The following is a 25,415-nucleotide window of genomic DNA, read 5'->3' on the forward strand; positions in this document are numbered from 1 at the left end:
TCCCTAATCCCTAATCCCTAATCCCTAATCCCTAATCTAAAAATAATCAATGACATTCATCATAATTAATACATAAACACAATTTGAGTAGTATATTTGTACAACAGAACTGATCATTGAGACTTTTTATTTCCATATTCATCATTTTTACCATTGCATTACGCCCTGTTTTGCCATTGGTAAACTATGCCGTGAACTATGATTATATTGTAAAAAACCTCTGTGAAAACAGAAATGTTCCTGAGTCAACGTGTAAAGGGAAGTGTTACGTCAGCAAAGAACTGGCGAAAACAGAAAAACAATCCAACAATTCGCAGGTTATCAAAATATCTGTACTGGATGTTTTTGTTTCCCACGATACCCTTTCATTTTTAGACCATAAAGAATATGATACTGAAGCTAAGGCTATACATTCGGATTATATTGTTGATCATACTTCAGACTATTTCTCCAGGATATTCCATCCTCCTTTAGCCTGATTTTCAACTATTCTTTTAGTTTTTTATCAAAATATCTTCGTTTTTGTAGCTTAATTTTGCTTTAAGCAATAAGTAATAAAACGACGATTATCTTTGTGTTAAAAATTAATGTATACATTCATCATACTATCAATTTCAATTTACAATTAAAATGAAATCAAAAATTATTTTGACTGCATTATTGTCAGTCTCATTATTCGCCTGTGGCCAAGAAACACCTAAAGTAAAGCATAAAAAGAGTACAACATCTTCAAAATCGACTGTTAAGAAAGTAAAATTTGCTAATGCCGAAGATCCTATCTGTCACATGAAAACAGAGGATGATATGAAAGATACAGTGGTCTATAAAAATAAAACGTACGGTTTTTGCAATATCCTCTGTAAGGACGAGTTCAAAAAAAATCCTGAAAAATATGTCCAAAACTAAAAAGGAAGCTCCAGGCATAAAAAGAAAGGTGATCATTCCGATTGCTATTTTTGCCCTGCTGTTTCTGGGAATAGGTGTTGGAATGGGATATTTTAAAAAGAACCTGTACACTGTAATGAAGGTTCCCGATTTTGAACTCACCGACCAGAATAATAAAAAGATCACCAATAAAGATATGCTGGGAAAAGTATATCTGGTGGAGTTTTTCTTCAGCAGATGTCCTACGATTTGTCCTGTGATGAACCGTAATATGAGATTTATTGAAGATGAGATAAACAGCCCGGAATTCGGAATTATTTCTATAAGTATTGATCCGGAAAACGATACGCCTGCTGCATTAAAAGAACATGCTAAAAGTGTAGGCGCAAAATCTCCCGACTGGCATTTTCTAACAGGAAACAGAGACTATATCGGAAAACTGGCAGACCAGTTCAATATCTATGTAGGAGATAAGGAAGACGACAGCGAAAGCCTTAACCACAGTGGAATGATCGCTCTGGTAGATCAAGAGGGGAATATCCGCTGCAGATACAATAAAGAAAATATGCCGATCCTATACTACTCGGGGCTGAACTATGAAGATCCCGAAGGAAAGACCCCGAAACTCAACGGAAAATATCATCCTGACCGGGAAATATTGATCGAGGATATTAAGAAATTATTGAAATAAAGTAAGTTGGAAGAAAGAAGATGGAAGTTAATGATGAGGGTAATGATTGATGGCAGTCAGTAATGCAGATGATTAAAAAGATGAGATGGAGAAGTATCAATGAAGGATAGCCATCTTCAGGCAGAAATAACTTCGTGCTTCCCTCCTCCCTCTATAAGTAAAAAATATTGTTAAACCATAAATACAAAAAATTATGAAGATTTTGAAAGTAGCAACTTTAGGTGCCGTAGTGGCAGCACAATTTGCCTTCGCGCAGTTTAAGCAGAACCCACTTCCTTATGCTTACAATGCATTGGAAGGTTCGGTAGATGCACAGACTATGGAAATTCACTATTCTAAGCATGCTGCAGCGTATGTTGCTAATTTAAATAAAGCAATTGCAGGAACACCACAGGAAAAACAGACTTTATTCCAAATCCTTTCCGGTGTTTCTAAATTGACTCCAGCGGTAAGAAACAATGCAGGAGGCCATTACAACCACGAGCTTTTCTGGACAGTTCTTACGCCTGTAAAAAATACAAAGCCTTCTGAAAAATTGGCTAAGGCAATTACTGAGACTTTTGGAAGTATGGATGCATTCAAAGAAAAGATTAGCAAAGCGGGTGCAGACCGTTTCGGTTCAGGATGGGCATGGCTTTCTGTAGATAAGAACGGAAAATTATTCGTGTCTTCTACACCTAACCAGGATAACCCTCTGATGGATGTCGTAGAAGAAAAAGGAACTCCGATCTTAGGAATTGATGTGTGGGAACACGCTTATTACCTGAAATACCAGAACAAAAGAGCCGACTATCTTACGGCGATCTGGAATGTGCTTAACTGGAAGGAAGTAAGCAAAAGATATGATGATGCGATAAGCAAAAAATAAAGATGAACTTAATTTGCAGCATATTCCTCACTCTTTATATGGCGTTCAGACCTCTGATCCCATTGATGGAGTATGCTGTAAATTATAATTATATTTCCACCGTTCTCTGCATCAATAAAAGCAGGCCGGAGCTTCACTGTAACGGAAAATGTTATTTAAGCAAGGAACTTTCAAAGACGAATGATTCTGATTCTTCGCCTTTAAACAAAACAAAAAATTCAGGACAGAAAATTCTTGATATCTGTACACTTCCTGACATTACTTCTATTCAAAATGCAGAAAAACTCCTTTCTGTACATTTCAATTTTCTTGACGAAACAGCCTATTCTTTTCTGTTTCTGAAACACATTTTCAAACCACCGGTTTTTTAAGTTCAATTCTAATCATTACCAAAGTGCATATAAGGTTCTCTGAAGCTTCAGTGTTCCTTAAAACAGTTTTTCAATACACTTTAAATAACTAAAGTGTTAAAAACTTTTGTGCCTTTTGTTGTTAATAATAATTGAATGTTCACTCATTCAAAAGCATTTCCATTTCAAAAAATTCAACTTAAATAATCCAAATGAAAATTTATAAATTTTTATCATTATTCTTTATTGCCTTTAGTTTATTCACTTTATCCTCATGTCAGAACAGTGATGACGATGATCCGCAGGATACTTCAACCGGAAATCTTCAGATCAAATTTGAAAACGGATTCAATAATCTGGGGGATATTGTCCTCAACCAAACGGTACAGACTTCCGCGGCCGGACAGAAACATAATTTCTCCGCATTAAAATATGTCATCAGCAACATCACTTTGATTGATGAGGGCGGAAATGAATTCAAATACAATGAAAATAATCCTGATAAAGGCGCTTTTATCATCGATCAGGCAGACGCTGTTGCGGGAGTAATCTATCTTGATCTGAACGGAATTCCTAAAAATAATTACAAAAAAGTAAAATTCGGACTTGGGATCAGTCAGAAGGCTTATCTCTTAGGACAGGACGGCCAGGCAGAATTCTGGACGAAAGCTAAACAGAAAGGAATGTCTTGGTCCTGGGCAGCCGGTTATGTTTTTGTAAAACTGGAAGGGAAATACGGTTCAGCTTCGGCAGACACAGAATTCATGAATCATACCGGAAATATGGGAAATGTTATCGCTAATACTACTCCGGATCTTTACCGGGAAATTACGTTGAATCTGCCTACAACCGCCAGAGTTACTTCACAGATAAAGCCTTCCATTCATATTCTTGCAGATCTTAATCAGTTTCTGAGTGGTAGCAAACCCCTTTCTCTTACTACAGAAAATAATATGATGATGGGCTCCAGTCAGCATCTCGTAGATGTTACGAATAATCTTACAGCGATGTTTAAAGTAGATCACGTTCACAATGATTAGGATTTTATTGAAAACACTATTGGTTGTCATTACTTTTTTGAGTTGCCTGTCTTGTTCAGATGAGGTCATCCAGCCGCTGGAAAAAGATGAAGCTTATTCGCTGCAGTTTCCGTCTTACTTTCCTGAAATGACTTTCGATGCATCCGGTAATCCGGTGACTAAAAATGGAGTAGAGCTGGGTAGAAAATTATTTTATGAAGGAAAGCTTTCAAGAAATAATACCATATCCTGTGGATTCTGTCATATTCAGGAAAATGCTTTTACCCACCATGGCCATACTGTGAGCCATGGAGTAGATGACAGAATAGGAATCCGAAATGCACCGCCGATTCAAAATATGGCATTCCTCAAAAGATATATGTGGGATGGTGTCATTCATAATCTGAACGAGCAGCCGATCATACCGATCACGGATGTGAATGAAATGGATAGTTCAATGCCTGAAGTGATTTCTAAATTAAAGGATGATCCGAAGTATAAAAAACTCTTCATGGCAGCTTACGGTGACGAAAATATGACGGGTGAAAGAATATTGAAAGCGCTATCGCAGTTTATGGCAAGCATGATCTCTGCAGACTCGAAATACGACAAAGTAAAACAGGGAAAAGAAACTTTTATCCCTGAAGAATCTCAAGGAATGGCTCTTTTTAAACAGAAATGTACATCCTGCCATAGCGGAGAATTATTTACGGATGAAAGCTTTAGAAATACAGGAATGTATTACAATGCCCAGTTCAAAGATGCCGGGCGTTATCGGGTAACGCTTGATCAGGTGGATTGGATGAAATTCCGTGTGCCGAGTCTGAGAAATGTAGAATATACAGCACCTTATATGCATGACGGAAGATTTTACACGTTGGAAGCCGTTCTTAATTTCTATTCAGATAATGTAGAAGACAATCCCAATCTTGATCCACAATTGAAACAGAACGGGCACATCGGAATTGCGATAAATACCCAGGAAAAGCAATTTATTATCGCCTTTTTGAAAACTTTGTCCGATAAAAACTTTATTTCTAATCCAAAATTTGCAGAATGATCATGAGGAACATGAACAGAATAATTTTTACGCTCAGCCTGATTTTATCAGTAATCTGCCAGGCTAAAACAATCAACGAGAGTCTTTATATCGCAGATCCTATAAATAGTATTGTATTTGATGACTGTGATGCATGCGGTTGTGCAGCTGGAAACGGTTCCTCCGGTTTTGAATCTTTACTGAATCCTCAGTTTATCGGAATCAAATACTTTGCACAGCATTATAAAGCCAAGGAAAATCTTTTCGTAAAAGATCTTACGCAGGACCAGTATTTCAATACCCTGCAGGTATGGGGAAAGATCCCTTTGACTAAAAAATTGAGTGTATACGCCAGCTTGCCGTTTCATTTTCATGAGAAAAAAACAATGCAGGGCGATATCAACATCAATGGGATCGGAGATCTAAACCTGATGGGAATCTACCGGATTATCAATTCTAAAGATAATTTTCACCAGCTCAACGGTGGTTTGGGTGTTAAAATTCCTTTGGGGAAGTTTGATGAAAAAGGAGCTTCCGGTGTCAATCCCAGTTTTCAGCTGGGAACGGGAAGCTGGGATTATCAGGCTGCTTTAAACTATAAATTTCAAAAGAATAAGCTGGCTGTGCTTGTCAATACAGATTACACCGTAAAGACTGAAAACAAAAAGAAGTATCACTTCGGAAACCAGTGGAATTATGCAGCAACAGGTTTTTATCAGCTCGCAGGAAATGAAAAGACTATTTTCTCTGCTAAAGCCGGACTTCAGGGCGAGGTCTATAATAAAAACAAACAGTTTAATGAGGTACTGCCCAACACAGCAGGAAGTGCTTTATATGGAAAGGTGGGTTTTGAGGCTTCTTATAAAAAATTCAGCTTGGGAGGGGAAGTTATGCTGCCCGCATACTCTAATTTAGCAGGAGGTGACATTGACGCAAAATCCAGATTCAGTGTTTTTATCAATTTTGGAATTTAATGTAGTTGTGGCTGAGGCTGCCGCTGCCGAAACCGCCAGTTGTTAGTACTGAAAATTGGTTACTGTTAAAAAACCTTATAGATTTCTAAAATCTATAAGGTTTTTTCGTAGAAAGTTTTCGCGCAAAAATGAAGCTTTACATAATATCACGTACGCAAATTTTATTAAAAACGCTTTTATAGTGCTGAAAATTAATTTATTAAGTCTTTTATTGGATATGTTAATAATTTTCTATCTTTGCCGCAATCTGGTGCGCTGTAAAAAGCACTTAAAAGGGAATCCGGTGAAAATCCGGAACAGACCCGCTGCTGTAAGCTCCATATCAAAGTTTTTGAAGAGTATATCCACTGTTGTTTTTAATGGGAAGGATTTCAAAAACGGAGTAAGTCAGAAGACCTGCCAGAGGATGAACGTTTGATGCTTTCGTGGAATAAAGCTTAGGACAACAATGATTTTGTGCAGTGATAGCTGCGCTTTATCTTTGCTATCTTATATCCATTAGCGTCAATATTATTCTCAATGAGCTAATGGTCAGAAAATTTACTGCTTCACAGGTTAAAAAAGGCGTTATCACATTATTTGTGACGACATCTCAATTTCTATTCTCACAATCCGGAGATACGATCCGGGAGAAAACAATTCTTCCTATTCAGCTTTACAAAAAAGATTTTAAAGAAATTCTTCCTGCGCAGGTCCTTTCCGGCGAACGGCTTGAAAGGCTGAACAGCCAGTCGGTGGCTGATGCTTTACGGTACTTTTCAGGAATTCAGATCAAAGATTACGGTGGAATGGGTGGCCTTAAAACAGTGAATATCCGAAGTATGGGAAGTCAGCACGTAGGTGTTTTCTATGATGGTATTCAGCTTGGAAATGTTCAGAACGGGATTGTGGATCTTGGAAAATTTTCACTGGATGATATTGAATCTGTCTCTTTGTACAACGGTCAGAAAAGTGAAATTTTTCAGCCTGCAAGGGATTTCGGATCTTCAGGATCCATTTATCTTCAGCCTAAAACACCCGTTTTTAAAGGAGATCAAAAAACAAACTTAACGGTTAAGTTAAAGTTAGGCTCCATCAGTTTATTTAATCCTTCATTCCGTGTAGAGCAGAAGCTTTCAGACAAAGTTTCGGCAAGTTTCAGTTCAGAATTTGTACAGAGCGACGGGTTGTATAAGTTTAAATATGAAAAGAAAAATTCTGATGGATCTATTGCCAACGATACCATTGCAAGAAGATATGACTCCTACATCCGCGCGAAACGTTTCGAAACCAGTTTAAATGGTATTCTTAATGACGGAAGCTGGAGTGTACGGGGTTACGGTTATATTTCTGACCGCGGAATTCCTACCGCTATTGTTAACAATAATTTTAAGCCTAAGGGACAGCAAATGCTGGATGAAAATTATTTTGTTCAGGCCAGTTTCAGGAAAAAGCTGTTCCCCAAATTTGAAACTCAGGTGAAGGCCAAATTTGCCTATGACTACACCCGGTTTTTAGATACGTTGAACATTGCCACAACCGTTCTGCCGATAGATAACTCTTATATTCAGAGGGAACTGTATTTTTCTACATCCAATATGTATTCCATTAACAAAGATTGGGATGTAAGTGCCAGTTTTGATTTTCAGTATAATAATCTGAATGCTGATCTGACAGATTTTTCATATCCTACCCGTTATACCTCGCTCGTTGCTTTTGCAACAACCTATCAGTGGAACCGTTTCAAGTTTTTGGGAAGCCTTCTCGGAACTTTTGTTCATGAAGAAGTAAAAAAGAATGCAAAATCTCCCAACAAAACAGAATGGACACCTTCTGCTTTCCTTAGCTATCAGCCATTTGAATCAAAAGATTTTACAGTACGGGCTTTTTACAAAAGAATTTTCAGGATGCCAACTTTCAATGATCTGTATTATACAATGATCGGAAATGTAATGCTGAAACCGGAATACACCAACCAGTATGATGCAGGTTTTACCTATCAGAAACTGTATGATCATAAAGTTTTTAAAGGAATTTATGTGAAAGTGGATGGGTATTATAATGAAGTGGAGAACAAAATTGTAGCTGTTCCTACCAATAATCTTTTCAGGTGGATGATGACGAATTTAGGCGATGTGAGAATTATTGGTGCAGACGTGAATGTTCAGGCTGAATTTGATATTAATAAAGTTAAACTGAAACCTCTGGTGAGTTATACCTATCAGCGGGCCGGGGATTATACCGATAAAAATGATGATTATTATGGCGATCAGATCTCTTACGTGCCATGGCATGCTGCGACCTTTACGATGATGGCGGATTACAAGGACTGGAGTTTCAATTACAGTTTTATGTATACCGGAGAACGTTATGACGCGCAGCTGAATAATATCCGGGCTAATTATCTGCAGCCTTGGTACACGCATGATTTATCCGTTCAGAAAAAATTCAACTGGCATTCCCATCAGTTCAAAGCCAGTTTTGAGGTCAATAACGTGCTTGATCAATATTATGATGTGGTAAGGAATTATCCGATGCCCGGAAGAAATTTTAAACTTATTGTAAGCTTTACATTATGAAAAAACTAAACTTTTGCCTGCTGGCTTTTACCCTTTTATTTCTATTCTCCTGCCGGACGGATGATTATGTGGTTCCCTCAGAAAAAAAAGAGGTAAGTAACGGAGAAGATACCCCCATTAAGGGTTTTTATCTTCTGAATGAAGGAAATATGGGGAGTAACAAATGTACGCTCGATTATTTCGATTATGCTACAGGAACGTATCACAAGAACATTTATGCAGAGATCAACCCGACTGTGGTAAAAGAGCTGGGCGACGTGGGAAATCACATTATGATCTACGGAAGTAAAATGTACGTTGTGGTGAATGTATCCAATAAAATTGAAGTTTTGGATGCCAAAACTGCCAAAAGAATCAAAACCATACAGTTGCAGAACTGCCGCTATATGTCTTTTAAAGGTAATAAAGTATATGCGAGCAGCTATGCCGGCCCTGTTGAATTAAATCCAAATTCTCCACCCGGTAAAGTGGTAGAGATCGATACTGCTTCACTGACTATTCAAAGGCAGGCTGTGGTAGGGTATCAGCCGGAAGAAATGGAGATTGTTGGTGATCAGCTTTTTGTAGCCAATTCCGGAGGATATATGTTCCCGAATTATGATAAAACCATTTCTGTTATTGACCTTAATAGCTTCACGCAAACTAAGAAAATTGATGTGGCGATCAACCTTCACCGTATTAAAAAAGACAATTACGGAGATCTGTATGTAAGTTCCAGGGGAGATTATTACAATATTCCATCAAGTCTTTTCCTTGTAGATGCTGCTACCGGAACAGTGAAAAAAGACTTCCATGTTGCAGTCAGCGGGATTACCATCGTGAATGACAAGCTGTATTATTATGGAAATGAGTTTAATTACAATACCCATACCTACGTCAAGACCTTCGGAATTATTGATGTCAAGACAGAACAGGTTATCGCCAGTCAAATTATTGACCCTCAGTATGTGGATGAAATCAAAGCTCCCTACGGAATTGCTGTAAATCCTTATACGGAGGACATCTATCTCACGGATGCCAGAAATTATGTAACCACCGGTTATGTATACTGTTTCAATAAGAGCGGAAAATTCAAGTGGAAAACCGAAGGCGGGAATATACCTGCCCATTTTACTTTTTTATATAAATAATCAGATCGGAAAAAATGGAAAGAAAAACCAGAACTATTTTAAAAATTACCCTTCTCTCTTCTGTTCTTGTGGGAATTGCTGCCTGTAAAAGCGACAGTGAAGAAGTAGGGGAAGAAGTGACTTTTCCTACGGAAGTTCTTAGAGAATCCTATACCATAGACAGGCTTAAACTTTTGAATATAGATCCTAAAATTGAAGGCAAGCTTAGTTGGAGCATTAATGATTCTATTATTTCTGATCATCTGCAGCTGAACTTTGTGAGCCCTGTTGTAAAAACTTACCCTTTGACATTAAGGGTAGAAGTAAAAGGTGCTGTGAAAACCTACAAATCTTCGATCATTGTTAATAAAGAGCTGACCCCTTACAGCAAATACATTGCAGATGTTTTCGAATTCCGTCCTTCTGTTGGCCAGTTTACCAATGATAATCCCACATACACAGGAGGAAATACCGAGGCTGATATGATTAAAAAAGCCAAAGAATTATTGGTAGGTGGCAATTCTATGATGATTACACTTGGCGGGTTTGGGGGTTATGTTGCTTTTGGCTTTGACCATACGATTCCCAACCTTGAAGGGAGAGATTTTAAAATCTTGGGTAATGCTTTTTGGGGAAATAACGCCAATGCAACCAGAACAGGATCATGTGAGCCCGGTATCATCATGGTTGGCTTTGATAAAAATAAAAATGGAAAGCCTGATGAGGATGAATGGTACGAAATCGCCGGCAGCGAATATTTTAAAAATACAACAACTAAGAATTACAGCATAACCTACTTCAAGCCTAACGAAACTAAGCCCCCTGTTCCGGGAAGTGAACTTTGGCAGACTGATGTGGAGTACATCAAATGGCAGGATAATATTGGGAATTCAGGATTTAAAACCAAAAATACCTTCCATTCACAAAGCTATTATCCTTTATGGCTTTCAGGCACTTCTTATAGCCTGAAAGGAACCCGGCTTAAGGATAATTATTACGACCAAAGCGGAGTGGGAAATTATTGGGTAGGAACATCTTATGAGTACGGTTATGCCGATAATGCTCCGAATACTGATGAAGCTTCTAATATTGATATTTCCTGGGCTGTAGACAGGAACGGGAACTATGTAAAACTTCCCGGTATTGATTTTATTAAAGTATACACCGGTATCAATCAGGAAGCGGGCTGGCTTGGGGAAGTTTCTACGGAAGTAGGAGGTGCCTATGACCTGCATCTTAAATAAGAAACAAAATTTAATATATAATTTAAAAAATGAAAAAGTTTTACCTTTTAACCATGCTGTTTCTGTTTGCACTCTTTACGAATGCGCAGGTAACAGTCCAGGGTGTACCCAGAAATGATATTCAGAGTACCAGCAACAATCAGCTGAATACCACAGTAACCACCAATATCAGTTTTTCTGATATCCAGTATTGGGTGGGAAGCGGAACAAATGAAGCTGCTTTTGTGGTACAATGGAATGACAGTAAAAATCCTGATGCGCTGGTATGGGGATTCAGATGGAACGGAACCGCGACCGGAGAAGATATGCTGAAAGCCATTGCACAGACAGATCACAGATTTTTCACATTACTTTATCCGGGAACCCAGTTCGGAACAGCCATCGGAGGAATGGGTTTTGACCTGAACGGGCAAAACAGTAATGCACTTTACAAAAGCGGAAATATAACCTATCCTTACTATCCTTTAAATGGTATTGTAAATACTGCTGCCTATGATTTTGATGATTATACTGCAGCAGATGCCGCTGATCATTGGGGATCGGGATGGTACAACAGTTACTGGTCTTATTGGGTAAAAGATCCTACAGATGTTGATTTCGGATATTCAGGGGTAGGCGCTTCTTCCCGTGTGCTTCAGAATGGCTCGTGGGATGTATGGAATTTTAATCCAGGGATGAATTCGTTTCCTATTTCTTCAACATTAACACCGGTATCAGCTTATGTGGCTTCTACTAATTTTACGAATGGCTACTTTATGGTGAATGAAGAATGGTACGGACATACCAACGGGTCTGTAAATTTCATTGATAATAATGGACAGATCAACTACCGTGTGTACAGCAATGCCAATAACAATCATGCTTTTGGTGCTACAACCCAATATGGAACGATCTACGGAGATAAATTCTATTTTATTTCAAAACAGGCTGCAGATGGTGGAGATACTCAGTATACTCCGGGAGGAAGACTTGTTGTGGCTAATGCGCAGACGATGCAGAAAATTGCAGGATTTAACAATATTGGAGGCGGTGACGGAAGATCATTTGTTGGAGTTAACGAAAACAAAGGGTACATCGGAGCTTCTAACGGCGTTTTTGTATTTGATATAGCTAATTTACAGGTTGGAAGTGCAGTAACCGGAACAGGTGGCGGTGGCCAGTATGCCGGACAGATCGGAAATATGATCCGTTCATCGAAATATGTATTTGCAGTGAAGCAGTCTGCCGGAATTTTAGTCATTGACCCTGCAACTGATACCCTTATCAATACGATTCCGGGATCTTTCCATTCTATTGTTCAGGCAAAAGACGGAAGTATCTGGGCTATCCAGGATCAGAAAGTAGTGAACATTCATCCTACAACATTTACCACTACTTCTTATAATATTCCTACCACTAAGTATTTAGGCTCCTGGGGAGCATGGAATGCAGGAAGCTTTACAGCAAGCAGCAAACAGAATGTTTTATACTGGATCAATTCGGCCAACAGTTTTGTTTCAGGAGCGCAGATCGTAAAGTTTGATGTAACAACAAAAGCGTTTAATGAAAACTTTGCAGCAGTTCCGGGACAGACCGGGACATACAAACAGATTCCTTACGGTGCCGGACTTCGGGTAAATCCTTCAACGGATCAACTGATTCTGAATACTACGGAAAGTGGTTACGGAGCCCACTATCAGAAAAACTGGATCCATACGATTGATGCTACAGGAACCCTTACCGATACCAAAACGCTTAATGATTACTACTGGTTCCCATCTTTGGCTGTATTCCCGGATAATACTCTTCCTTCGGTAAGTAGTACTTTCCCATCACAGGTTAACGTAAACAATGCATCTGTAATTGATCTGAAAACAATAGTTTCTGATGAGGATAATCTTTCATCAGCCATTGTAAAATCAATTAAATCGAACTCGAATCCGGCGGCTGTTTCTGCAGTGATCAATGCAAGTGATGAGCTTGTTCTGACGCCGATGGCTTCAGGAACTGCTGATATTAAGATCAGCTTTAATTCAAACGGAAAAGTCGTTGAAAAAACACTTACTGTCAACAGTACTGCTTCCGTTCTGGCGACAGCAGAAGTGAAGAAAATTGAATTCAGTATCTACCCGAATCCAGTGACAGATATTCTTACCATTAAAACTCAGGAGAAGATCCTAAACGTTTCGGTTTATGATGTTTCCGGTAAACTGGTGAATACACAGCTTAACAACGGTCAGATTAATGTAAGCACGCTTCCGAACGGAGTATATATTCTGAAAGCCGTTACTGATAAAGCAGTATACCAACAGAAATTGATCAAAAAATAGTTTTCACAGTCTATTTTATTTCAATGAATCGGCGGCCCATTCGGGCCGCCGGTTTTTATTTCTTTAGGGTTGATTGTATAAAAAAAGATTCCGGCAGGCTGAAAGCCTGCCGGAAATTTAATAGGTCCCGTTATTTAGTTTGTAATTCTGATCTTACGGGTGTAAGTCTTTTTATCTTTTGCTTCCACCGTCAGGATGTAAACGCCTTCCGGTTGTGGAGTAGACAGTTCAAAAGTATTTGATTTCAGGGTAGAACGGTGTACTTCTTTTCCTGACGTATTTCTTAGGGTAACTTCGGCCCCTTCTAATGGAACGGTACCACCCAGAGTAATCTGTCCGGCTTTGCTGTATGCCATTATCGTAGCAAGGGGATCCTGATAAGCATAATACACTCTGAATCCACCACCCAGACTTAATACGCCCCCGCTCAGTCTTATTTTAACGGCGTTATATGAGCTGGCAGGAGTAAGTTCAATAGTTGCTCTGTTAGGAGTGTCTGCTAGCTTCAGTAAACTGGCGGTTATCATTTGGCTGTCATTGTTGGCTGTCGTTCCGCTCATCGTTTCTATATACACACCGCTTAACAGCTGAACGGTCAGAGGAATATTATTAGTTCCGATACCGATTACTAATTTAGTGTTGATTCTCACTTCAGGGAATCTTAGGGTTTGTTCAACGCCTCCCAATAAAACGGTACCCATGACCATGGTAGAATAATTGTCTTCGTTGTCTCCCACGGCATTCAGAGGATTCTGTACGGCACATCCCAGACATACTCCATATACATTGGAATGTTGATCGTTTGCGTAGATTCTGCTTTGTGCCTGCGAATTATTCGATTGGAATAAAAAGGCTAAAAATAAGGCGGCCTGAAAAAGACGGCTCTTTGAAAGTAGAATAGATTTCATACTATAGAGATTTTTGGTTAATGTTTATCCAAATTTAAGCATAAAAGTATATGTATACAATATTATCTCTATTAAATGTGAATTATGTAATAATTCTGTAATATGGAATATAATAACCGACAAAGTTTTTTCGGATTAGAAATTATTGAATCATCGGAATGTCCAATTTTTTCTGATCTTCACCTTTTGATCTATTTTTTCCGTCCCTTAATGTTGGGTAGAAAAGCAGTGATGACACCCATAAGAGGCAGAAAGGCGCAGATTTTAAATACATATTCAATTCCTGTATCATCGGCTACAGCTCCCAGGACAGCAGAACCGATTCCGCCCATCCCAAACATGAATCCAAAAAACAATCCTGCGACCAGTCCGATTTTGTTGGGCATAAGATCCGTAGCATAGACTAAAATGGCAGAGAATGCGGATGCGATAATTAAGCCGATTAAAACTGCAAAAACGATAGTCCACACCAAAGGAAGATAGGGTAGGCAAAGAGTAAAAGGCGCTGCTCCCAAAATGGAAATCCAAATGATTTTCTTTCTGCCATATTTATCACCTAACTTTCCACCCAAAATGGTTCCTATGGCAACTGCTGCCAGAAACATGAATAAATAAAGTTGAGAATCTTTTACCGAAATATGAAATTTATCGATCAGGAAAAAGGTAAAATAGTTAGTCATTGAAGCCAGATAGATGTATTTTGAAAATACTAAAGCCAATAAAACACTGATAGAAAATATTACTTTTTTGCGTGACAGTTGTATCTCAATAATGTTATCCGAATGTTGAGCGGACTTCTTAAGGGACAATCTTTCAGCGTACCAGTTTCCAATTCTCCATAAAACGATAATTCCTATAAAAGCTGCAATGGCAAAAAGAGCAACGTAGCTCTGGCCTAAAGGAAGTATAATTAAAGCAACCAGTAAAGGACCAATAGCACTTCCGGAATTTCCGCCAACCTGAAAGATGGATTGAGCAAGTCCTTTTTGCCCACCAGACGCCAATTGGGCAACCCGTGAAGCTTCAGGATGGAAAATGGATGATCCCATACCAATCAATGCAACGGCAATAAGAATCATATAATACTGATGTGCTGCTGCCAAAAGTAATAAACCAGCCATCGATAGCCCCATTCCTATGGCCAGAGATCTTGGATTGGGCTTTTTATCAGTGTAAATTCCAACAAACGGTTGTAAAATAGAAGCCGTAAGCTGAAATACTAATGTAATGATACCTATCTGAGCAAATGATAAACTGAATTCCCCTTTCAAAATTGGATATAACGAAGGAATGGTAGATTGGATCAGGTCATTCAGTAAATGAGAAAAACTGATCATAAATAAGATAGGATAAACAATTTTTGAGGTGTCAATGGTTTGTGTCTGTATCTTTTCCATACTATTGAATTCTTAAATTCATCTGGTCATCTGATGAATTTTGTTATAGATTTAATTTTTAATATACTTTTTCAACAATGAGCTGTGCAATGCGTGCAGCCTGATCAGGATCTTTATTTTCAATACTTTTATAAAGATCAGTATGTATTTTTTGTGAAAGCTTAAAAGAGTCTGTATTATTGTTATGACTGCTTTCAAAAGTTCTTAGAATATGTTTGCTTGTTATTCTGTAAATTTCTTTCAAAAGGGTATTGCCACACGCTTTAGCAATAGATATATGAAAGTTGATGTCAGCCTGGTAGCATTCCAACGCCTTGTTTTCTTTAGCAAATTGATCTCTCAGATCCAAATACATTTTAATGGTTTCCAGGTCTTTTTCACTACGGTGAACGGCTGCTCTTGCCGCAATTTTTGAGTCTAAAAGAGAGCGTACCTCATATACCTCGTTGATTTCCGCTTTGGTAATCTGGGTTTCTAATGATTCCTGAATGTTTTTTGAAATCACAAAGGTGCCTACACCTTGCTGTACACTCAGAATACCTTGTATCGATAGAATTTTTATAGCCTCACGAATGCTGGAACGTCCCACCCCGTACATTTTCATCAACTCCGGTTCTATGGGAAGTTTATCTCCAATCCTGTATTCATCGCTGATTATTCCCTGAATTAATCTTTCCGCGACTTCCTGAGCCAATGTGCGTCTTTGAATTTGCATATACATCTTATCATCTGATGAATGCAAAGGTAAGATTTTTTGAAATATTTCATGCTAATTTTCGGAATGATTTTCTTCGCACCCAAAAGTATAACCACAATCATAAAGCAAAAGGCAGGAATCGGAGACATCCGGAAGTTATTTTTAGGCAACTCATTAGGATAAAAAAGAGGCTATCTTCAAAGTTGAAATTGCCTCTTTTTTGATCCGCCTTATTTCAATAAATGACTGGATCTATACAGACTTGGTTTTAGTTGAAGATTACTTTATTTTTTTAAATTCAATATTCAGCATATTGGCTCCGGATAATATAAATTCGGTGATCTCATTATTTTTATCATACTTGAAATCAAGCTGTCCAAAATATTCTGTTGTCGAGTAGAAACTTGTAGGGTGTAATGGATACAATTCAATATCACCGTTCAAAGGATGCCTGGCTATCAGTTTATTGTTTTCAATGAGTAGCTGGTAGATCGTGTTAAATTCTTCATTTCTGTAGAATCCAGCCAACTTGTTCAAAGCCATATTCTCCAGTTTAGGAGGATTCAGGGTTGTCTTTTTGGCGTTGTAGGTAAAGTCTGCGATTCTGAGACTAACCGATCCGTTATGAAACGTTAAACTCGCAGTAGGAATAGAGGTAATCTTAAATTTATTATCACCAATTACCTGTAATGGCTCTTTACCATTCTGATTATATGTTCCAAGATACAGATCTTTTCCTTCCGTCGATATTTCAAGATAATTTCCAGGATTAAGTTCATAAACTCCTTTAAATTTCTCAAGTTCAGATGATGTATAGGCTGTTTTTTGCGGCAAAGCAGGAAGCCTCTGTTGATCCTTAAGAAAGAAGTCAATCAACTGATAAGCGATCAGCAAACCTTCAAAGCTCTGTTTGTTACCTAATAGTACAACAGAAAATTGTTGAGAGGGGACATGTAAAATATAAGTTCGATAACCCACCGTACCTCCACCATGAAATACAACATCCAAACCTTTATATTTTTCAGTTTGCAGACCCAATCCATATTCTATGTTTTTGCCCGAACTTAGTACGGTGTTCCTTTGCATTGTATTATAAAGTGCACGGTTTCCCTGTACTGGATTCTGAAAATTGACTGCCCATTTACACAAATCATCCAGCGTAGTATATATATTGGACGAGCCATTCACCATTTGTCCTATGGGAAGCTTCAGAAAAGTGCTGCCTTTGGGTTGGTAGGATTCTGCTAGGTTTGGGATGATTTTATCGGGATCGTCTATGGCTACAGTATTTTTCATATGCAAAGGGTTAAAAATATATTTCTTTGCTATTTGACTAAAATCTTTTTTATAAACCCGATGAAGAATTTCAGCGAGCAAAGTAAAACCCGTGTTATTATACTGGTAGTTTTCACCTGGAGGAAAGTTGATGCTTTTAATTCCAAGAAGGGTATGCACTCCTACATCATTGGTAACTTTAAATTCATCACCAAAACCCTGCAGTTTTTTAATTTCAGAAAAATTGGCCAATCCATGGGTATGATTGGCTAATTGTCGAATGGTAATTTTATAGGGCAGACGGCTCAGTTCTGGCAGATAAATTCTAATGTCATCATCTAATGATAACTTTCCTTCCTGTTCAGCTAAAAGAGCAATAAATGCGGTAAATTGCTTAGAAACCGATGCTATATTAAAAGCCGTAGAATCTGTTATCGGAGTTTTATTCTCCAGATTTGCAAGGCCGTAGGTTTTCTTATAGATTACTTTTCCGTCTTTGATGATGGCAACAGCCATACCGGGAGCATTTGCCTGTTGATAGACCTTCAACAAAGAGTCTGTTTTCCTGACAGGATCTTTTTGATTCGATTGGGAGGAGCAGAGCCCGAAACTCAATGCAGAAAAAAGGAACAATGTCCATTTGATGGGTAGCTTCATTTGATTTAGTTTTTAAATGATGAAGCAAATCTGGAGCTTTGGATTGGCATAAATATCCGGGTATCGGAAATCGGACTGATTTTGAATCATAAAAACAGTCCGACTTAAAATCGGACACTATTTAAGAGGTTGATTTCCTGTAGTCTGTAGGGGTTAAGTTGGTTTCCTTTTTAAAGGCAGTATAAAATGAAGATTTTGAGTTGAAGCCCACTTCGTACAATATTTCCAGTACGGTTAATTGGGACTGCTCCTTTAGAAGAGTTTTAGCATCAGTGATTCTAAACTCATTGATAAAGTCGAAAAAATGTTTACCGGTATGCTGATTGATTAATAATGATAGTTGCTTTTCGGGTAAATTAATTTGTTCAGACAATTTCTGCAATGTCAGTTTATCATTTAAATAAGGCTTTTCTGTTTCCATAAATTGCAGAAGGCTTTTCAGTTGCTCCGGCTCTTCCTTCAATTCATTCACTGACTTTACGGGAACCAAATCTTTATTGATTCCTGCGAACAAATTGGGTCGGTATAAGGCGTTCAGCACAAACCAGCTGATCACAAATAATACAAACAGGGATGTGAAGGTGTATAAATAGGTATAAACCGGGCTATTCTCCTCTACGAAGCCTCTGATAAGAACAAAGACATTTCCGATTAAAAAAAGGAGAGTGGTTTGTATTAACCATTGATAGGTAAGGTGATGATTGCTGGAATAATTTTCCTGATACAATTTTCTGAAGGTTCTCAATACCAGAAATACTGCAATGATGTAATAGTAATATTGGATGATGGAAATAATATCAAACACGCGATAACCTTGTTTTGAAATTCCTGTGACACTGAAGAGACAGAAAAAGAACAGAAAGGGGAGTGCGTGTAAAAGATGCTTTTTATGAAGTTTGAAATTATAATAACAGGCTGAGTTGACATATAAATAATACAGAGGCATCTGCAGCATGACACTGGCAAGTTTCCCTACTTTGATGAGTTTAGAGTCAGGTGGTGAGAGGAAAAAACCGGAAAAATCAATCACAGATACGAGGAGAAAAGCAGCAAACAAATAGTCAGGTAATTTTCTTTTGGATTTTGCTGTAACCAGAAAAAGACTTAGCAATAAAAACAAAAAAACAATAATCTTACCTAAATCGTTAATGAATGCCATATCTTTTATTTTGAATAGTACAAAACTACAAATTATAGTTTCTCTTTAGCTAATTAATATGGTGATCAGTAACTTTATCCCCATTTTTAATCCTGCCCTGTTATCCATTTATGACTTCATTTATATAATTGAATCCCCGAATTGGGAATGTAGATCAATTTCAATGAGCAAAAATGAAATAGACTTGTGCGGGATTGTGTAGAGATATTTCCGATGATCGGAAGAATTTCGGAAGTGTCCAAAAGCAAAAAAACTTTGATATTTTATATCAAAGTTTTTTTAAGTAGCCCGTAGGGGAGTCGAACCCCTCTTACCAGAATGAAAATCTGAGGTCCTAACCGATAGACGAACGGGCCATCTACCAAACTGTAAATACTATCTACAGGGTTAGTTTTTTTGTTTTTATAAGTTTCAACTCTTAGTATAACCACCCGGTTAGTAGTGATTAAATTTTGTAGCCCGTAGGGGAGTCGAACCCCTCTTACCAGAATGAAAATCTGAGGTCCTAACCGATAGACGAACGGGCCTACTATACTTTTACGCTAATTTATTAACGTGCTTAGTTAATTTGCTTTTCAAGTTAGCCGCTTTGTTCTTGTGGATAATATTTTTCTTAGCTAATTTATCCAATAAAGCGATAACTTTTGGCAGTTGCTCTGAAGCAGCAGCTTTGTTTTCTTCACTTCTCAAAACTTTAAGAGCAGTTCTTGCAGTCTTGTGATAATATCTGTTACGAACTTTTCTAACTTCGTTTTGTCTAATTCTCTTTAATGCTGATTTATGATTTGCCATATCGTTCAAATGTGAGTGCAAAACTATAAACTTTTTTTTAATCTGCCAAATTTATTTTTAAAATTTTTCAATTTTCTTCTGACAGGTATTTTCTGAGTTTATCTATTGCTTGTTCTATTTTTAAATTCTCTTGTTCTCGTTCTATTTTCTTGATTGTGCTACTTAGCATAATCATTGCGTTGTTCCATTCTCCAGTAGTGTTGGTGAAGGTAAGTCCATCAATTGTTACTTCAAAGGCGACCCTTTCTCCAGTCCTGTAAAGTCTGAAACTTATTTTATCATCCCTGCCTGCAATCCCGTCTTCATTGATTTGTAAATCGTAACTTTTTGGGTTAGAGTGGATTTTCTTAAAAAGAAGTTTTGCTTCTTGTATTTTTAAATCCGGCATGATATCAAATTTGGTAGCCTATAGGAGAATCGAACTCCTGTTGCAAGGATGAAAACCTTGAGTCCTAACCACTAGACGAATAGGCCAAATTTTGAGGTTGCAAAAGTAGTGATTAACTTTTTAACTTCAAAATTATTTTCCAGATTATTTAAAAACTTTTTGAATAATGGTATTCTTGATTCCCTTGGATTCAAGGTCTTTTTGGAGCTTTACGGCATCCTCCAAAGTGAAAACTTTACCATATGTATAGTAAAAAACACCACTGTCTTTATTCCTTTCCACATCCTTAAGTGTCTGAAGGATAAATGAGTTTCCATTCAGTTTTTCACCTACATAAACTTCGATGGTATAGTAACCCGTCAACAGTTTTTGATTAGGCATAAATCCTACTGCATAGGCATTTCTGAATCCTGCATCTTTTGCTGTTTTTAAATTGATATCTTTTACAGAAGCCATATTGGTAACTCCATAGTAGTATTTGTACTGTCCGTTGTCTTTCAGAGGAAGAATATAATTTAAGCCTTTTAAAGCTGGGTCTCCGTCATTGTATTTGGTAGGTGAACTTAGTAATAAAATCCTGAAATCATTTTTTAATGGCGACTCTGCCGGCTTCTCAGGTTCAGGTTTTCTGGTAGCAATAGAAGAACCTCCGGTTTTTCTGTCAATCGCTTTTTTATAATCGATGATCGCGTTATAGATACTTTCTGAAATTTCATTCTGACCTTTTTCAGATGCCAGGTAGTGGCTTTCTTCGGGGTGGTTGATGAAACCTGTTTCGATCAGTACGGATGGCATAGCATTCATACGGAGTACGTGAAGGTTTTTCTGGAAAACACCTCTTGAAAATCTTTTATCTTTATTCACAAAGTTCCCCTCCACAAGTCCGCCAAGCAGCAAACTTGACTCCAGGTATTTGTTTTGCTGGAGTTTCAGGGCAATAAGAGACTCCGGAGAACTCGGATTGTAAGAACCGAAGGTCTGTTTATCCTTTTCATCCAGAAAGATCACATCGTTCTCTCTTTTTGCTACTTCAAGATTCTCATCATTCTGGTTCGGTCCCTGCACATAAGTTTCCGTTCCGTAGGCTGTAGGTCTCTGCGAAGAGTTACAGTGGATAGAGACAAAAAGATCTGCTTTACTTCTATTCGCCAAATTGGTTCTATCCGAAAGAGAAGGATATTCGTCAAACTTACGGGTATATATTACTTTGAAATCTCTGTTTTTCTCCAACATAGTCCCTACTTTTAGAGTAACGGCAAGCGTAACGTCTTTTTCTGCAACCCTTCCAATATCCGCATAAGACCTGTTTGCTCCATGATCACTTCCCCCATGTCCAGCATCTAAAACGATCGTAAATTTCTTTTGTGAGAAAATTAAAGTGCTTGAAAGAATAAGGAGAAATGATAAAATTATTTTAAATTTTTGTTTGTACATCTTACAGTTTTAAAAATTATACTAATTTTGAGCCTTAATTATATATAACAAAATTGGCCAAAACCGTCCTCAAAAATATATTACAAATTTTAATTATCCTAATTTTTAACAATTTTTTAGCACAGAAAACCCCTGAAAAATTGCCTAAAAATGTGGTTAATGATACTATTTCCAAAAAGGATACCATTGTCGTAAAAAAGGAAGCTTTAGATGATATTCTCCGCACAAAGGCGGATGATCAGCGAAGAGATGTTCCTAAAAAGATGACATTCCTGAACAAAAATGCCCAGGTAAAATACCAGGACATGCAGATTGATGCAGATTATATTTCTATCGATGATAATAAAAATCTCATCTATGCCCGTGGAAAATTGGATTCTCTTGGGAAGATTATTGAACCGGTAATTACAACCCAAGCGGGTAAAAAGTATGAGACCAACGAGTTCAGTTACAATACAAAGACCAGACAGGCCATCGCTTTTAATGCCAGAACAGAAGAAAGTGGCGGGGTTATCACGGCACAGAAAACTAAAAAGTATAATGATTCTGTTTTTGCTATGAGAAACGCAGATTATACGACCGACGAATATTATATCAAGAAAAAAGATACTGCGGCGGATTATTTTATGCGTGCTTCGAATGTCAAGCTGATCAAGACCAAAAATAAATCACAGATTGTGACAGGACCTATCCAGATGTACATCGAAAAGGTTCCGACTCCTCTTATTCTTCCGTTTGCCATTCTTCCATTTTCAGAAAAAAGGGCGGCGGGTATCCTTATTCCAAGTTTCGGAGAAAGGGAAGATGTAGGGTTTTTCCTGAATGGATTGGGGTATTATCAACCGATAGGGGAGCATTTTGATCTTAAGGTTCTTGCCGATATTTATACCAAAGGGAGCTGGAATTTAAGGCCCCAAATGAATTATCTGAAGAAATATCGCTATTCCGGAACCTTTACAGCGGATGTGGGAACAATGGTAAGAGGAATTAAAGGTTTGGATGATTATACGAAAAACAGTACCTACAGAATTGCCTGGACACACACTCAGGATTCAAAAGCCAATCCTTTCCTGACTTTCAGTGCTTCAGTAGATATTGTAAGTACCAAATTTTATAACAATCCGCTTAACAACAATTATATTTTCAATCAGAACGTCCTGAATACACAGCAGAGTTCAGCGGTAACGGTTACCAAAAGATTTTTAAAGTTGCCTGCAACGATTACAGGATCGGCATCATACTCTCAAAACTTTGCAACTGGATTAGCAGATCTCCGTCTTCCTCAGATGAATGTGGCGATCAACCAGTTTTATCTGTTTAAATCAAAAACAGGGGTAAGACAGGGGCTTCTCGAAAATATTACAGTGAATACAGGTTTTAACCTGACCAACTATGTCAGCACTCAGGAGAATGAGCTTTTTACAAAAGCCATGTGGGACAAAATGCAGACAGGGCTTAAAAATAATATTGCTTTAGGAACCAATACAACGTTAGCGAAATATTTCACATTCAGTTTAAGTGCGAATATTGATAACGCATTAACGACCAAAACACTCAACAAATATTATGATCCTGTAAAGAATGTGGATGTAGACGAAATCCAAAAGAATGTTGCCGGATATTCTACATTCTCTTCATCAGCCAGTCTTCAGACAACGCTTTATGGAATGTTGAAATTTAGAAAAGGATCTGCTGTAGAAGCGGTGAGACATATGATGACACCAAGTCTTAGTTTCACCTACTCACCAGATTTCTCAAGCCCTGGGTTTGGTTACTACAAAAACTATTACAATGCAGAAGGAGCTTTGACGCCTTATTCTATTTTTGAAAAAGGAATTGTTGGAACTCCGTCCAGTGGTGTTGTAGGGGCTTTAGGTTTTAACATTGGCAACAATATTGAAATGAAGGTAAAGTCTAAAAGTGACTCTACCGGTGTGAAGAAAATAAAGATTTTTGAATCACTTAACCTATCAGGGAACTATAACTTTGCTGCAAAATCTCATCCATGGTCTTTAATTGATATCCGCGGGCAGTCTTCTTTCTTCAATAATAAGCTAAGTGTTAATACAAGTCTTGCGCTGGAACCTTATAAAATTATTTTCGCTCCGGGAGCCACTCAGGGAATCAGAACAGAAGAATTTGGTCATTTCAGTGTACAAGGATTCAACGTACAATTATCTTATCCTTTAAGCAGTGAAATTTTTGGTAAGAAGACAGATTATGCTAAGAAATATCCTTCGAAAGGTGAAGTGAGAAATGAAAATTATTATTTTGATGATGATAATTATGCTCATTTCGATCAGGCATGGACTTTAAATATCAATGCGAGCTATGCTTATTCAAAAGGACTTTCTGCCCTTGGCAATAAAATTGCTTCAGTAGGTCTTGACGGTAGCATTAAGCTGACTCCTTACTGGAATATCAACGGAAGTACGCATTTTGACCTTGTGACGAAAGATCTGGCGTATACAAGAATCGGATTCTCCAGAGATCAGCGAAGTTTTACGATCAACTTTAACTGGGTTCCTTTCGGACAATATAAGGTATATGACTTCTTTATCGGTATCAAAGCCAACATCTTAAGCGATGCGCTGAAATACAAAGACAGAAGTTTTACACAGCCTAATGCACCTTTCTAATATCAAATTGACAATTGTAAATATAAATTTTATATTTGCAACCAAAATAAATTCTAATGAAATCACTGCTGACAAACAAATGCAAAAGGTGGTGATTGCATGTGACCTTTGAAAAAATAAATATCCACATATGAAACAAATAATCAACACAGTTAATGCACCTGCAGCAATCGGGCCTTATTCGCAAGCTAATATGGCGAACGGAATTTTATATATTTCCGGACAGATTCCTGTAGATCCGGCAACTGGTAAATTGGTAGAGGGAATTGAGAAGGAAACGCACCAGGTGATGAAAAACCTTGAGGCTGTTCTTACAGAAGCAGGAATGACCTTTAAAAATGTTGTAAAAGCTACCATCTTCCTTAAAAGTATGGATGACTTTGCCGTAATGAATGATATTTATGCTTCATATCTTGATGCGGACAGCTACCCGGCCCGTGAGACTGTACAGGTTTCATGTCTGCCTAAGAATGTTGATATTGAAATTTCTATGATTGCACATCAGGATTAATGAATTTTATAAGAAATACAATTGCGGTTCTGGTAGGCCTTGGTATAGCGGGGCTTATTATCACTCTTGGTATAAGGGTTTTTCCGCAATGGATCACTTTCGAAGCTTTTGCTCCATTCGAGCATTGGCAGAGATTCCTTTACAGTATGAAAGGCGATAGTGCGTTTTTCGGATTTCTGCTGTTTATTTCCGGGCTTGGATCTACGATCGGAGGAGTGGCTACTGCTCTTATCGTGAAGTATGCTAAGGTGGCCTATGCCATTCTTATCGGCTTCATTATGCTTTTCATTGCCATGCTGGATGTTATTATATTTCCATACCATCCTACATTTTATAAGATCTCTATTTTTCTTACGTTTTTCCCGTTTTCGTGGATAGGAGGAAAGATCGTAGAGGTAATTTATGAACGGAACAAGAAGAAAAGGATTGCTGAGAAAATGAATAAGAAATAAAAACAAATAAAAAAACGCTGCAGATCTGCAGCGTTTTTTGTTGTATGAAAAAGACTATTG

23 protein-coding genes, 3 tRNA genes and 1 riboswitch are annotated in these 25,415 nt (G+C 37.8%); of the genes, 15 read left to right on the forward strand and 11 right to left on the reverse strand.

The window, feature by feature from the left end; translation table 11 throughout:
• Positions 1–116: 116 nt before the first annotated feature.
• From HHL23_RS06425 to HHL23_RS06480, 12 genes are all read left to right on the forward strand, one after another.
• Positions 117–479, forward strand: coding sequence for a hypothetical protein (locus tag HHL23_RS06425; protein ID WP_169233988.1), 363 nt, complete (start codon positions 117–119; stop codon positions 477–479).
• A gap of 151 nt (positions 480–630) precedes the next feature.
• Entirely contained in the window at positions 631–906 is a 276-nt protein-coding gene (locus HHL23_RS06430; protein ID WP_169233989.1) for a YHS domain-containing protein, read from the forward strand.
• Positions 884–1,576 (forward strand): SCO family protein, encoded by a 693-nt coding sequence (locus HHL23_RS06435; RefSeq protein WP_169234028.1) that lies wholly within the window; start codon positions 884–886, stop codon positions 1,574–1,576. Before HHL23_RS06430 ends, HHL23_RS06435 begins: the two co-directional genes overlap by 23 nt.
• A gap of 193 nt (positions 1,577–1,769) precedes the next feature.
• Positions 1,770–2,444 (forward strand): superoxide dismutase, encoded by a 675-nt coding sequence (locus HHL23_RS06440; protein WP_169233990.1) that lies wholly within the window; start codon positions 1,770–1,772, stop codon positions 2,442–2,444.
• A 2-nt stretch (positions 2,445–2,446) separates the two neighbouring features.
• A complete protein-coding gene (locus tag HHL23_RS06445; RefSeq protein WP_169233991.1) occupies positions 2,447–2,815 on the forward strand; it encodes a hypothetical protein in 369 nt (122 codons plus the stop codon).
• Between the two features lie 191 nt (positions 2,816–3,006).
• A complete protein-coding gene (locus HHL23_RS06450; protein WP_169233992.1) occupies positions 3,007–3,834 on the forward strand; it encodes an MbnP family protein in 828 nt (275 codons plus the stop codon).
• Positions 3,827–4,873 (forward strand): cytochrome-c peroxidase, encoded by a 1,047-nt coding sequence (locus HHL23_RS06455; protein WP_169233993.1) that lies wholly within the window; start codon positions 3,827–3,829, stop codon positions 4,871–4,873. Before HHL23_RS06450 ends, HHL23_RS06455 begins: the two co-directional genes overlap by 8 nt.
• Positions 4,874–4,884: 11 nt before the next feature.
• The gene (locus tag HHL23_RS06460; RefSeq protein WP_185194857.1) at positions 4,885–5,826 is read left to right on the forward strand and encodes a transporter; all 942 of its coding nucleotides are present in this window, start codon (positions 4,885–4,887) and stop codon (positions 5,824–5,826) included.
• 231 nt (positions 5,827–6,057) lie between these two features.
• Positions 6,058–6,244: riboswitch (cobalamin riboswitch) on the forward strand.
• Between the two features lie 109 nt (positions 6,245–6,353).
• Entirely contained in the window at positions 6,354–8,384 is a 2,031-nt protein-coding gene (locus tag HHL23_RS06465) for a TonB-dependent receptor plug domain-containing protein (RefSeq protein ID WP_169233994.1), read from the forward strand.
• Positions 8,381–9,514, forward strand: coding sequence for a YncE family protein (locus HHL23_RS06470; RefSeq protein WP_169233995.1), 1,134 nt, complete (start codon positions 8,381–8,383; stop codon positions 9,512–9,514). Before HHL23_RS06465 ends, HHL23_RS06470 begins: the two co-directional genes overlap by 4 nt.
• Positions 9,515–9,528: 14 nt before the next feature.
• Complete coding sequence (locus tag HHL23_RS06475) at positions 9,529–10,737, forward strand: cell surface protein (protein WP_169233996.1); 1,209 nt, start codon at positions 9,529–9,531, stop codon at positions 10,735–10,737.
• A 29-nt stretch (positions 10,738–10,766) separates the two neighbouring features.
• Positions 10,767–13,046 (forward strand): T9SS type A sorting domain-containing protein, encoded by a 2,280-nt coding sequence (locus HHL23_RS06480; RefSeq protein WP_169233997.1) that lies wholly within the window; start codon positions 10,767–10,769, stop codon positions 13,044–13,046.
• Positions 13,047–13,180: 134 nt separating this feature from the next.
• On the opposite strand, the gene HHL23_RS06485 is transcribed toward HHL23_RS06480, so the two are convergent.
• From HHL23_RS06485 to HHL23_RS06535, 11 genes are all read right to left on the reverse strand, one after another.
• Positions 13,181–13,954: a T9SS type A sorting domain-containing protein gene (locus tag HHL23_RS06485; RefSeq protein ID WP_169233998.1), complete on the reverse strand. Its 774-nt coding sequence runs from the start codon at positions 13,952–13,954 to the stop codon at positions 13,181–13,183.
• Positions 13,955–14,145: 191 nt separating this feature from the next.
• Entirely contained in the window at positions 14,146–15,351 is a 1,206-nt protein-coding gene (locus HHL23_RS06490) for an MFS transporter (RefSeq protein WP_169233999.1), read from the reverse strand.
• 58 nt (positions 15,352–15,409) lie between these two features.
• Positions 15,410–16,066, reverse strand: coding sequence for a FadR/GntR family transcriptional regulator (locus tag HHL23_RS06495; RefSeq protein ID WP_169234000.1), 657 nt, complete (start codon positions 16,064–16,066; stop codon positions 15,410–15,412).
• Between the two features lie 261 nt (positions 16,067–16,327).
• A complete protein-coding gene (locus HHL23_RS06500) occupies positions 16,328–17,980 on the reverse strand; it encodes a serine hydrolase domain-containing protein (protein ID WP_169234001.1) in 1,653 nt (550 codons plus the stop codon).
• A 121-nt stretch (positions 17,981–18,101) separates the two neighbouring features.
• Positions 18,102–19,139, reverse strand: a complete 1,038-nt coding sequence (locus tag HHL23_RS06505) for a helix-turn-helix domain-containing protein (RefSeq protein WP_169234002.1) — start codon at positions 19,137–19,139, stop codon at positions 18,102–18,104.
• 284 nt (positions 19,140–19,423) lie between these two features.
• Positions 19,424–19,495: transfer RNA gene (locus HHL23_RS06510), tRNA-Glu, on the reverse strand.
• Positions 19,496–19,594: 99 nt separating this feature from the next.
• Positions 19,595–19,666, reverse strand: a tRNA-Glu gene (locus HHL23_RS06515).
• A gap of 10 nt (positions 19,667–19,676) precedes the next feature.
• Positions 19,677–19,931 carry a 30S ribosomal protein S20 gene (rpsT, locus tag HHL23_RS06520; RefSeq protein ID WP_169234003.1) on the reverse strand — a complete coding sequence of 85 codons (255 nt, stop codon included), beginning with the start codon at positions 19,929–19,931 and terminating at the stop codon, positions 19,677–19,679.
• Positions 19,932–19,998: 67 nt separating this feature from the next.
• Complete coding sequence (locus tag HHL23_RS06525) at positions 19,999–20,319, reverse strand: hypothetical protein (RefSeq protein WP_169234004.1); 321 nt, start codon at positions 20,317–20,319, stop codon at positions 19,999–20,001.
• Positions 20,320–20,330: 11 nt separating this feature from the next.
• Positions 20,331–20,405: transfer RNA gene (locus HHL23_RS06530), tRNA-Glu, on the reverse strand.
• Positions 20,406–20,463: 58 nt separating this feature from the next.
• Entirely contained in the window at positions 20,464–21,753 is a 1,290-nt protein-coding gene (locus HHL23_RS06535) for an N-acetylmuramoyl-L-alanine amidase family protein (protein ID WP_169234005.1), read from the reverse strand.
• Between the two features lie 53 nt (positions 21,754–21,806).
• Between HHL23_RS06535 and HHL23_RS06540 the strand changes: the two genes are divergently transcribed.
• The 3 genes from HHL23_RS06540 to HHL23_RS06550 all read left to right on the forward strand — a co-directional run bounded on the left by HHL23_RS06540 (position 21,807) and on the right by HHL23_RS06550 (position 25,355).
• On the forward strand, positions 21,807–24,392 hold the full coding sequence (locus HHL23_RS06540; RefSeq protein ID WP_169234006.1) for a putative LPS assembly protein LptD: 2,586 nt from the start codon (positions 21,807–21,809) through the stop codon (positions 24,390–24,392).
• A 130-nt stretch (positions 24,393–24,522) separates the two neighbouring features.
• On the forward strand, positions 24,523–24,903 hold the full coding sequence (locus HHL23_RS06545; protein WP_099764939.1) for a RidA family protein: 381 nt from the start codon (positions 24,523–24,525) through the stop codon (positions 24,901–24,903).
• The gene (locus HHL23_RS06550) at positions 24,903–25,355 is read left to right on the forward strand and encodes a hypothetical protein (protein WP_169234007.1); all 453 of its coding nucleotides are present in this window, start codon (positions 24,903–24,905) and stop codon (positions 25,353–25,355) included. Before HHL23_RS06545 ends, HHL23_RS06550 begins: the two co-directional genes overlap by 1 nt.
• Positions 25,356–25,415 lie beyond the last annotated feature (60 nt).

The sequence above is a fragment of the Chryseobacterium antibioticum genome (genome assembly GCF_012927325.1).
Taxonomy (GTDB): Bacteria; Bacteroidota; Bacteroidia; order Flavobacteriales; family Weeksellaceae; genus Chryseobacterium; species Chryseobacterium antibioticum.

Excerpts from the sequence above, each read along its gene's own strand:
- HHL23_RS06430 (WP_169233989.1), top strand. The coding sequence starts at position 631 with ATGAAATCAAAAATTATTTTGACTGCATTATTGTCAGTCTCATTATTC.
- HHL23_RS06440 (WP_169233990.1), top strand. The coding sequence starts at position 1,770 with ATGAAGATTTTGAAAGTAGCAACTTTAGGTGCCGTAGTGGCAGCACAA.
- HHL23_RS06445 (WP_169233991.1), top strand. The coding sequence starts at position 2,447 with ATGAACTTAATTTGCAGCATATTCCTCACTCTTTATATGGCGTTCAGA.
- HHL23_RS06450 (WP_169233992.1), top strand. The coding sequence starts at position 3,007 with ATGAAAATTTATAAATTTTTATCATTATTCTTTATTGCCTTTAGTTTA.
- HHL23_RS06455 (WP_169233993.1), top strand. The coding sequence starts at position 3,827 with ATGATTAGGATTTTATTGAAAACACTATTGGTTGTCATTACTTTTTTG.
- HHL23_RS06460 (WP_185194857.1), top strand. The coding sequence starts at position 4,885 with ATGAACAGAATAATTTTTACGCTCAGCCTGATTTTATCAGTAATCTGC.
- HHL23_RS06465 (WP_169233994.1), top strand. The coding sequence starts at position 6,354 with ATGGTCAGAAAATTTACTGCTTCACAGGTTAAAAAAGGCGTTATCACA.
- HHL23_RS06470 (WP_169233995.1), top strand. The coding sequence starts at position 8,381 with ATGAAAAAACTAAACTTTTGCCTGCTGGCTTTTACCCTTTTATTTCTA.
- HHL23_RS06475 (WP_169233996.1), top strand. The coding sequence starts at position 9,529 with ATGGAAAGAAAAACCAGAACTATTTTAAAAATTACCCTTCTCTCTTCT.
- HHL23_RS06480 (WP_169233997.1), top strand. The coding sequence starts at position 10,767 with ATGAAAAAGTTTTACCTTTTAACCATGCTGTTTCTGTTTGCACTCTTT.
- HHL23_RS06485 (WP_169233998.1), bottom strand. The coding sequence starts at position 13,954 with ATGAAATCTATTCTACTTTCAAAGAGCCGTCTTTTTCAGGCCGCCTTA.
- HHL23_RS06490 (WP_169233999.1), bottom strand. The coding sequence starts at position 15,351 with ATGGAAAAGATACAGACACAAACCATTGACACCTCAAAAATTGTTTAT.
- HHL23_RS06495 (WP_169234000.1), bottom strand. The coding sequence starts at position 16,066 with ATGCAAATTCAAAGACGCACATTGGCTCAGGAAGTCGCGGAAAGATTA.
- HHL23_RS06500 (WP_169234001.1), bottom strand. The coding sequence starts at position 17,980 with ATGAAGCTACCCATCAAATGGACATTGTTCCTTTTTTCTGCATTGAGT.
- HHL23_RS06505 (WP_169234002.1), bottom strand. The coding sequence starts at position 19,139 with ATGGCATTCATTAACGATTTAGGTAAGATTATTGTTTTTTTGTTTTTA.
- rpsT (WP_169234003.1), bottom strand. The coding sequence starts at position 19,931 with ATGGCAAATCATAAATCAGCATTAAAGAGAATTAGACAAAACGAAGTT.
- HHL23_RS06525 (WP_169234004.1), bottom strand. The coding sequence starts at position 20,319 with ATGCCGGATTTAAAAATACAAGAAGCAAAACTTCTTTTTAAGAAAATC.
- HHL23_RS06535 (WP_169234005.1), bottom strand. The coding sequence starts at position 21,753 with ATGTACAAACAAAAATTTAAAATAATTTTATCATTTCTCCTTATTCTT.
- HHL23_RS06545 (WP_099764939.1), top strand. The coding sequence starts at position 24,523 with ATGAAACAAATAATCAACACAGTTAATGCACCTGCAGCAATCGGGCCT.
- HHL23_RS06550 (WP_169234007.1), top strand. The coding sequence starts at position 24,903 with ATGAATTTTATAAGAAATACAATTGCGGTTCTGGTAGGCCTTGGTATA.